The sequence below is a fragment of the bacterium genome, from assembly GCA_018812485.1.
In the GTDB taxonomy this organism is placed as follows: domain Bacteria; phylum JAHJDO01; class JAHJDO01; order JAHJDO01; family JAHJDO01; genus JAHJDO01.
Genome location: JAHJDO010000122.1, coordinates 1 through 9,354, shown reverse-complemented (window position 1 = coordinate 9,354; position 9,354 = coordinate 1). Strand labels below are relative to the sequence as shown.

The window sequence follows — 9,354 nt, the reverse complement described above, 5'->3', positions numbered from 1 at the left end:
AATCTTGGCAAATATAGTCTGCTTCATCCTGACTACCCAGTTATCAGTATATACCTTGGAACATCGCAGACAAAACCTTGATTTGCAACTAAAAGGAACTCTCTTGATATAACCGCAGCCACAACGATATTCAGCATAGCCGTTCTCGAACAGTCCACAACCCAGCATCTTTTGGACATTAACCTCAATATCTTCATCTACATGCTCAGGATGAAACTCCTTGAACCCTTCCCAATGATCTCGAAATATCTGGATGAGCCTGTTTCTGTAGTAGATAGGACTGTCATTCAACATAGCTACTACTAACTATAGCATAATTTGAAATTAGATAGATTGATATAATTTCCTATGCTATCAAGAAAAAATATTTTTAGAATTATCAGACAATATGATCTCAGGATGGGTTTCAGCCAAATCGTGATGCTATCCAGTCTCCAAGATAATGAGTTAGGGTTATAACTATCAAAACTATAACTAAATGCTCGGCAATCACTTTCCATGGATTTATTTTTTGCTCCATGGCAATTCTATAACTAAGAAGGCATAATATTGATAATCCCCAAATTATGCTTATCATGATTGCTGTGGTAAGCTCAAAAAATAAAAGTGGAATAATAAAGGTTAAGGCAAAAATAAACTTAGATAAAAAAGTAGCAATTGTCGCCGCCCATATCTGCTTTGCGGTATGTTTATTTTCAAACTCCTCAGAAATATGAATACCCAGTGCATCTGAAAACGCATCAGCTATTGCTATTGTCAATACGCCGCCAATAACCACAACCTTTGAGTGAGTTCCAGAATGCAAACCGACCATTAACCCAAGCGTTGTAATTATTCCTGAAGTTACACCAAAACTAAAACCCACTTTTAATGAATGTTTCATAATAACGCTTCCAAATTCTCAATTTCTTCAATTGCATTAGTAAACAAATTATAGATTACTTTGTATTTTTTCTCAAGCAATTGCTTTGTTCGAGGATCAGATTGAATATGAGACAGACTTACTCCTCTTCGCATCAAGCCTTTTTCAGTAAGTGATAATCTAAACCAGATCCATCCAATGAGATGTTTTGCCTTTTTGTTATGAAAGAAGAACTCAATCTTATAACCTCCGATCTGTGTCTTTCTATTTCCTTTGCCTCTCAATTCTTCTATGCCTTCATAGTTTGTAAATTCGTAAGATAAACGCCCTTCATATATGTCTGATAGCTCTTTTTTAATTTTTGGCCATAATTTATCAGGGAAATAATCGTCGAAACTTTTCTTAAATCTGTATTGGTCTATTGGTTTTGCTCTGTATTCACCTTCTTTAGTAAAAAAATCTGTGTCAATAGAGGTAGGTAGGGTATTTAGTATATTATAGAAAAGGCTTTGTATGTTTTGAGGGGAGTGCCAGTTATCTGATATATTAATTTTTTCCATTAGTATTTTTATAAGATTTGGCCGTGTTATAAGATTTATAATAGTTCTAATCGTATGAATAGGTTCTCTTACCATAAAATCAAGTGTAAATGTCCCTCCGTTACTTGCTTCTCCCATTAGAATGACTTCTATATCTTCTTTTGAAAGCATCTCTCCTCCTCCAGCAACAGCAGCTTCTCCTGTGTCTGTTCTCTTCAATACAATGTTAAAAAGATTACATATCTGTTCCATAAGAGACGAGGACGCATCATTAACTACAATACCATATTTCCCATTAACAAGTTTACCCTTATCTGCAATGTCAAGAATAGATGCAAGCACATCCAATGCAAATATCTTTTGAACACCAGGAACAAAAGGAGAGCCATTTTTATCTATTAGAACTACGTTTTTTCTGTCTCCATCAGTATCAAAAACAAAGAATGCAATAATCTTTTTCCCAGATGTTATCATTCTGCTAAGCGATCCTTGAGCCTGTTTCGTAGCCTCAGGAGTTGGAGCAAGCTGATGATTCATGCCTTTGCGATATTCTGAATTTATCTGAGTGATATTGAATCCCCACGACTGGAGATATTCCTTGTCTCTCCTCGCTCCACCATTTGGGTCAAGCCCAATCCATAGCTTCATAGAAGCTATTTTTGATTTAATATCATTTTTTATACGCTTTACTTCTTGAGTATCTTTAGATCCAGTTATAATAGAGTCGCAAAGTTCAGAGTAAATTTTCTCAGATTCCTCTCCAAAAACAGATATATTTCTAAAGATTCCCTTAATTCTCTGAGAGGACACATCGTTGAGTCCAACTATGACGTCTCTTATTACAGCTGGGTTAGTCAACTCAGATTCATATTTTTCAATAAATGATTGCGCAAGTCCAGCGGATAATACTCTGCCATCAGAAAGTCCCAGTTTTAAGCCGTTATATCCACGAGGATTATGACTTGCGCTTATATATAAGAATCCATCAGCAGTTTCTCTGGAATAAGCAGCAATTCTTGTAATAGGTGAGACAAATATATATTTTACATCTACATTACACCAGATGAGAGTTCTTATTGCAATATCTGCAATAGCAGGACCGCTATGGCGTGTATCTATGCCAACGACTATAGCAGGCTTTTCCTTATGGGATTTGTTTTTGACAAGATCAGCAAAATTTTTTGTTATTATTCCAATATATACTTTGGCAGCCTCTGTTACACTTGTGGATGTACCATCAAAGAAATCAGGTTTGTCATCTCCGTTTGTTGTGTCAAATACCTGACGTATGCCTGATATTGAAGCAATTCCAAATTCTTTGCGTTTTCTTATGTTGGTTATAAGCCGGTCAATGTCTATTTTATTTAAATCAGAAAAGGGCAATACCTCTGGATTTCCGATATCTAAACCAGTCTTTTTGTCTAACATATTTAAACTATATCAAATCTAATTTAAAGTTAAAAGGATTTGATTTGCTCACATACCAGCAGTATGCTATAAGGAAGTGGGATTTCGGATTTTTCTTTAAAGAGGAGTTTATAGTGCTTGCTGATTATCATATACATAGCAAAATGTGCGGTCATGCAGAGGGCGAGATGGAAGAATATGTCAGGGAAGCTATTAGAAAAGGACTGGGAGAGATAGGGTTTAATGAGCATTTCCCGATTCTGCATCTTGAAGATGAGAAGCTTGCAAGAAGGCTTGCTATGTCCATTGATGAGTTTCCAATATATGTAAAACATGTACGAAGATTGCAGAAAGAGTTTAAGAAGCGTATTTCAATAAAACTTGGGTGTGAGATTGATTATTTGCCCGGAAACATGAAGATCATAATGCATAACATCAATAAGTATGATTTTGACTATCTGTATGGGTCTGTGCACTTTTTGGATGATTGGATGATTGATCATCCTGATCATAAATCAAGGTTTGAAAATCAGGATTTGTATAAAGTGTACAAAGATTATTTTAGTCTGGTTGAAGAAGCTGCAGAATCAAGGCTATTTGACTGCATTTCTCATATAGATGTTATAAAGAAGTTTGGATATAAGCCTGATAAAAATTTAACATGTATCTATGAACAAACAGCAAGCATCTTAAAACAGGCAGATGTATGTATTGAGGTTAATACTTCTGGGCTATACAAGCCTGTAGGAGAGATATATCCACAGGAGAAGTTCCTTAAGACTTGTTATAAATATAATGTGCCTGTTACATTGGGCTCTGACGCGCATAAACCTGAGCATGTGGGTAGAGATTTTGATAAGGCGATTTCTTTAATAAAAAGAGTGGGATACAGGGAAATAGTAAGATTTAGTAAGCGACAAAGAATATACATGGAGATTTAATTTTTAATTTCTAATTATGAATTTTCAGTTAAAAACAATAGAAGAAAAAGTCTTAAATGGGATACAGCCTGCTAATAGTGAAATTTATAGTCTGATTAAGACGAATAGCAATCTAATGGACCTCATATCAGTAGCAGATAAAATACGCAGGAAATTTAAAGGAAAGAAAGTAAAGTTCTGCTCTATTGTAAATGCAAAATCTGGTCTGTGTGCGGAGAACTGCGCTTTTTGCGGACAGTCGGACTATCACAAGACAAAAATTCTTAAATATCCCCTGTTAGATACAGAAGCGATAGTTAAATCAGCAATGGATGCTGCGCATAACGGCGCAGCAGAGTTTTCAATAGTGACCAGTTGTAAAAAAATAAACTCCAGAAAAGAGATTGAAAAGATAAAAAGCGCAATAAGAAAGATCAAGAGTGAAACTCCTCTGGAGTGCTGTGCGTCTCTGGGAATTTTAGACAAGGATTTTTTTGCGGAATTAAAAGGCGCTGGTCTGGATAGATATCATCATAATCTTGAGACATGTCCAAGTTTTTTCTCTCAGATTTGCACAACTCGCTCTTACCGTGAGAATATAGATACGATCAGAGCAGCTAAAGAAGCAGGGTTAATTACATGCTGTGGAGGCATATTTGGAATGGGGGAGTCTCCCGAGCAGAGAATAGAGTTAGCTATGACCTTGAAAGAATTAGATCCTGACTCCATCCCGATAAATTTCCTAAATCCTGTTAAGAACACCAGACTTGAGAACATGCCTCTGCTAGAGCCTTTGGAAGCGCTAAAAATAATAGCTATATTTCGGATTATTTTCCCAAGAAAGGATATTATTATCTGTGGGGGTAGGGAAGTTGTATTGCGGAGTCTTCAGCCAATGATGTTTCTTGCAGGAGCAAATGGTATGATTCTAGGAGATTACCTGACTACAAAGGGAAGAGGCATTCAAGATGATTTAGGAATGATAAAAGACTTAGGGCTTAATGAGGGCTCAAAATGTTGAGCCCCTACATGCTTGACGAAGTGCTTGATGGTTTAGAGAAAAAAGGTTTGTATCGTACGTTAAAAACATGTTCCCAGTTTAAATCTTCGAAACTGGTTCTTGATGGAAAAGAGCTGATTAATTTTTCATCCAATAATTATCTAGGCTTGGCAGGTGATCCTGTTCTAAAAGAGGCGTCTTGCAAGGCTATAAAAAAATATGGGTGCAGCAGCACAGCATCGCGTCTTATGTGTGGAAATTTGGCTCTCAGTGAGGAATTGGAAAAAAGAATAGCAGGATTCAAGCGAACAGAAGCAGCTCTTATATTTAGTTCCGGGTACATGGCTAATATAGGTGTGATCTCTGCTTTAATGGGAAGGCAGGATGTTATATTTGCAGATAAGTATAATCATGCAAGTCTTGTAGATGGTTGTATATTAAGCAGAGCAAAACTTATAAGATATCCTCACAGAGATGTAAAAAGGCTGGAAAAGCTTCTCGAAAATTCAGAACAATATGGCAAACGCTTGATTGTTACAGATTCTGTATTCAGTATGGATGGAGATATTGCTCCATTGCCGGAGATTGTAGAACTGGCAAATAAATACGATTGTATGGTAATGATTGATGATGCGCATGCAACGGGAGTCTTGGGTAAAACAGGCAGAGGCGGTGTGGAATATTTCGGCATTCCTGAAGAAGCTATAGATATTCATATGGGTACGTTTGGAAAAGCTCTGGGAAGTTTTGGAGCATATGTAGCAGGGGCAAGAAAGCTCAAGGAGCTTTTGATTAACAAAGCGCGAAGCTTCATTTTTACAACAGCTTTACCGCCATCTGTTATAGGTTCTGTTATTGCTGCTATATCAATTCTTGAGATGGATAATACTCGAATAAAAACATTAAATAAAAATGCCAGTTATTTCAGAAATCAACTGAGAAAAGAGGGGTTTAATATTTTAAACACCGAGACTCAGATAATTCCATTGATAATAGGAGAAAATAATAAGGCAATTCAGTTCAGTAAGTTCCTTATGCAGAATGGAATTTTTGCTGTACCTATCAGACCTCCAAGTGTTCCCCTAAATACCGCAAGGATAAGGTTTTCAATAACAGCAGCTCACAGCAAAGAGGAACTTGGTTATACAATAGAAATAATTAAAAAAGCTGGCAAGAAGTTTGGTATTGCTCAGTGACTATTCATTGCTATCAAGGATTTTAGAAGGAGACTTTACAAGATAGTCCTTGCTAAGTATTTTTTTATCTTTTTCACTAATCTTGATGAATTTTAAATTCAGCTTATATCCAGACCATATTGGTTCTGATTTTACTACTTGCGCAACAGTTTTAATCTCTTTTTTAAGATTCACAAGACGTATTATTAATTTAAGAGACGTTAAAGCAGGAATATCCTCTTTTGTAAATACAAGCGCCCCACCACTACTAATATTTTTAGCCCTGCCTTTCTCGCCATCATATGATATAAAGTACACTCTTTTTTTACATAAAACAGGAAGATCTACATTAAATCTTTGATACTTCCTTCTATCCGTAATCATTTTATTTCTCCAAATTTCCCCCGAGACCGTAGCATATATCTTTTTATGTGTCAAGCCTTGGGTCAAGTATATCTCTCAGCCCTTCGCCTAACAGGTTATAACTAAGTACTGTTATAAGAATAGCAAGTCCGGGAAATGCTGTAATCCACCATGCAAATTCTATTGTTGATTTACCTGTTGAAAGTAGATTCCCCCAGCTTGATGTTGGCGGCTGGACACCTAGCCCCAGAAAGCTTAAGGCAGATTCTGTAAGTATTGCTCCAGCTATGCCAAAAGTAGCGGCAACATATACAGGAGCCATTGCATTTGGTAAGATATGGCGAAAGATAATTCTCATATTACTTGCGCCCATTATCTTCGCCGCTTGAGTAAATTCACGTTCTTTTAAAGAGAGAAACTCTCCTCTAACAAGCCTGGCAATGCCCATCCAACTGGTTAAGCCAATAATTATCATTATATTGGTTATGCATGGTTTTGTTATTGCTACAACTGACAGAATGAGGAAAAAGCTTGGAAAGCAGAGCATCATATCAACGAATCTCATTAAGACTGAATCAACCATTCTACCGTAATATCCGGCAATGGATCCAATAAGAATGCCTATTATGATTGAAATACCTGTTGCTACGAATCCTACTTTAATGGATACACGTGTGCCCCATATTATTCTTGATAGCACATCGCGGCCCAGGCCATCAGTTCCAAGAATATGATTGTTTTGAAAAGGGCTTAAGAATATATGATCTACATTTATTTTATTTGGGTTATATGGTGATAGAACAGGCGCAAAAATGCCGACAAAGAACATCGCAAAGATAATAATTATTCCAAAAAGAGCCAGCCTATTCTTTTTAAATTTAGCCAATAACATATTAATAAGACTCAATGTTGTTTTTAGATACGGAGTTTTTAAAATCAGAAATTCGAATATCGAAACTCGAAACAAATTCTAAATTCAAATTTTTAAAATTCAAAACACTGTTTTGAACATTTGTATTTTGGTTATTTGATATTGTTTCGTATTTAGTGCTTCGTGCTTCGAATTTAGTTTTTTCCATGCTTTATCCTTGGATCAGCAACACCGTAACATATATCCGCAAGTAGATTTCCGATTAGTGTAAGAACTGCTCCCATAGTAAGAATTCCCATTATAACAGGATAGTCTCTGGACATTGCAGATTGAAAAAATAATCTGCCCATACCGGGAATTGCAAATATGCTCTCTATAATAACGCTTCCTCCAATTAGACCCGGCACAGAAAGTCCTAGAATAGTGATAAGAGGTATTACGGCGTTCTTTAAGGCGTGTTTGTAAACGACCCGAAACTCGCTCAAGCCCTTTGCCCGTGCTGTTCTTATATAGTCCTGATTCAGCACTTCAAGCATATTTGATCTCATATATCTGGACATACCTGCAATTCCTCCAAATGCACCTATAAAAACAGGAATTATAAGATGTTTGCCAAAGTCAGTCAGCCTTTGGAAATAACTCATCTGGTCATAATTCAATGAGTGAAGCCCTGAAATAGGAAGCCAGCCGAGTTTTATACTAAAAAGAATGATAAGAAGCAGCGCAAGCCAGAATGACGGCATTGAAAAACCAACGAATACGAATACTGTTGAGAATCTGTCAAACCATGAATGCTGTTTTGTGGCTGACGCAATACCTACAGGTATTGCAATAAGGAGTATAAATGTGATTGATAATACGTTAATTATTAGAGTTATAGGAAGTGTTTCTAAGATTTTTAAACGTACAGACCTGCCGTCTGTAAAGGATGTCCCGAAATCAAGGCGGATTATTTTTTTAAGCCATAAAATATACTGAACATGCAGAGGTTTATCCAGTCCGTATAGTTTTTCCAGCCTCTCTCTTGTTTGTTGGGATATTTTAGGGTTGAGTTGTGTCTGAAGGTCTGTCGGTTTGCCTGGCGCAAGGTGTATTACTGAGAAGGTAATTATGCTTATGCCTAAGAGAAGCGGGATAATGCCGAATAAACGTCTGAGTATATAATTACCCATTTCTTCTGAAGAAATCTACCGTTCCCTCAAACCCTTTGTACAGGCTGACACATGGTTTCCATGAAAGCGTTTTTTGCGCTTTATCAAAGGATAAGATACTTCGTTTAAGGTCTCCTTCTCTGGCTGGCCCATACTCGCAATTTTTAGGAAAATCTATTATGTGCTTTAACGCATTAAATACTTCCTTAACATCTGTCCCTTTGGCAGTTCCTATATTGAAAGATCCGCATATATTCTGATTGAGGGCCAACATATTGGCTGCAACAATATCATCAACATATACATAATCTCTAACGCAATCGCCTTTGCCGAATATTGTCGGGGTTTTACCTGTAAGCATGGCTTTTATAAAGATAGCTACAACACCGGCTTCTCCATGCGGATCCTGACGCGGACCATAAACATTTCCATATCGTAACGCTACATAAGGAAGATTATATTCATGATTATAAAATGAAAGATAGTATTCAGTTGTAAGCTTGGAAATTCCATAAGGGGAAAGCGGACAGAATGGCTCGTTTTCTGTTGTGGGGACATTTTTTGCCTCTCCGTAAACGGTTCCTCCTGAGGATGCGAAAACCAGTTTTTTTACGTTATATTTTACGCAGTTTTGCAGGATATTAAGTACTCCCAGTATATTAACGTCCGCATCAAAAACCGGTTTCTTCATTGACACTGCAACACTCATCTGCGCAGCGTGATGGTCAACGCAATCAGGTTTTTCCTTTTTGAATACATATTCCAGTTCTTTACTGCGGATATCAAGGTTGTAGAATGCCGCTTTTGGATTGATATTTTCCTCTTTTCCAGTTGAGAGATTATCCACTATTACGACCTGATGACCTTCCTTAATCAATCTGTCCGCAATATGCGAACCTATAAATCCTGCTCCGCCTGTTACCAATATTTTCATATAAAAAATTTCCTTCTTTTTTTAGATTTTTGTGATTATAGCATAAAGAATATACTAAATAAAATCAGAAATCCGAATATCGAAACTCGAAACAAATTCTAAATTCAAATTTTTAAAATTCAAAACACTGTT

The 9,354-nt window shown here is 36.6% G+C and carries 10 protein-coding genes; 3 read left to right on the top strand and 7 right to left on the bottom strand.

Going from position 1 to position 9,354, the window contains the following annotated elements:
- The 3 genes from KKC91_10295 to KKC91_10285 form a co-directional block, all read right to left on the bottom strand.
- On the bottom strand, positions 1–294 hold a 294-nt coding region (locus KKC91_10295), incomplete at its 3' end, for a transposase zinc-binding domain-containing protein (protein MBU0478941.1).
- 112 nt (positions 295–406) lie between these two features.
- Complete coding sequence (locus tag KKC91_10290) at positions 407–883, bottom strand: hypothetical protein (protein ID MBU0478940.1); 477 nt, start codon at positions 881–883, stop codon at positions 407–409.
- Complete coding sequence (locus tag KKC91_10285) at positions 880–2,829, bottom strand: hypothetical protein (GenBank protein ID MBU0478939.1); 1,950 nt, start codon at positions 2,827–2,829, stop codon at positions 880–882. The genes KKC91_10290 and KKC91_10285 overlap by 4 nt, the downstream gene beginning before the upstream one ends.
- A 44-nt stretch (positions 2,830–2,873) precedes the next feature.
- Here KKC91_10285 and hisJ point away from each other — a divergent pair, with 44 nt between their 5' ends.
- Genes hisJ through bioF form a run of 3 tightly spaced genes read left to right on the top strand, consistent with a single transcriptional unit; the run spans position 2,874 to position 5,924 of the window.
- On the top strand, positions 2,874–3,749 hold the full coding sequence (hisJ, locus tag KKC91_10280; protein ID MBU0478938.1) for a histidinol-phosphatase HisJ: 876 nt from the start codon (positions 2,874–2,876) through the stop codon (positions 3,747–3,749).
- A gap of 16 nt (positions 3,750–3,765) precedes the next feature.
- On the top strand, positions 3,766–4,749 hold the full coding sequence (gene bioB / locus KKC91_10275) for a biotin synthase BioB (GenBank protein MBU0478937.1): 984 nt from the start codon (positions 3,766–3,768) through the stop codon (positions 4,747–4,749).
- Complete coding sequence (gene bioF, locus KKC91_10270; GenBank protein ID MBU0478936.1) at positions 4,743–5,924, top strand: 8-amino-7-oxononanoate synthase; 1,182 nt, start codon at positions 4,743–4,745, stop codon at positions 5,922–5,924. The genes bioB and bioF overlap by 7 nt, the downstream gene beginning before the upstream one ends.
- On the opposite strand, the gene KKC91_10265 is transcribed toward bioF, so the two are convergent.
- The 4 genes from KKC91_10265 to KKC91_10250 all read right to left on the bottom strand — a co-directional run bounded on the left by KKC91_10265 (position 5,925) and on the right by KKC91_10250 (position 9,222).
- Positions 5,925–6,287, bottom strand: a complete 363-nt coding sequence (locus KKC91_10265; GenBank protein MBU0478935.1) for a PilZ domain-containing protein — start codon at positions 6,285–6,287, stop codon at positions 5,925–5,927. It lies immediately after the preceding gene.
- A 43-nt stretch (positions 6,288–6,330) separates the two neighbouring features.
- Positions 6,331–7,158, bottom strand: coding sequence for an ABC transporter permease (locus KKC91_10260; GenBank protein MBU0478934.1), 828 nt, complete (start codon positions 7,156–7,158; stop codon positions 6,331–6,333).
- 173 nt (positions 7,159–7,331) lie between these two features.
- Positions 7,332–8,309, bottom strand: coding sequence for an ABC transporter permease (locus tag KKC91_10255; GenBank protein ID MBU0478933.1), 978 nt, complete (start codon positions 8,307–8,309; stop codon positions 7,332–7,334).
- Positions 8,302–9,222, bottom strand: a complete 921-nt coding sequence (locus KKC91_10250) for an NAD-dependent epimerase/dehydratase family protein (GenBank protein ID MBU0478932.1) — start codon at positions 9,220–9,222, stop codon at positions 8,302–8,304. The genes KKC91_10255 and KKC91_10250 overlap by 8 nt, the downstream gene beginning before the upstream one ends.
- Positions 9,223–9,354: the final 132 nt, after the last annotated feature.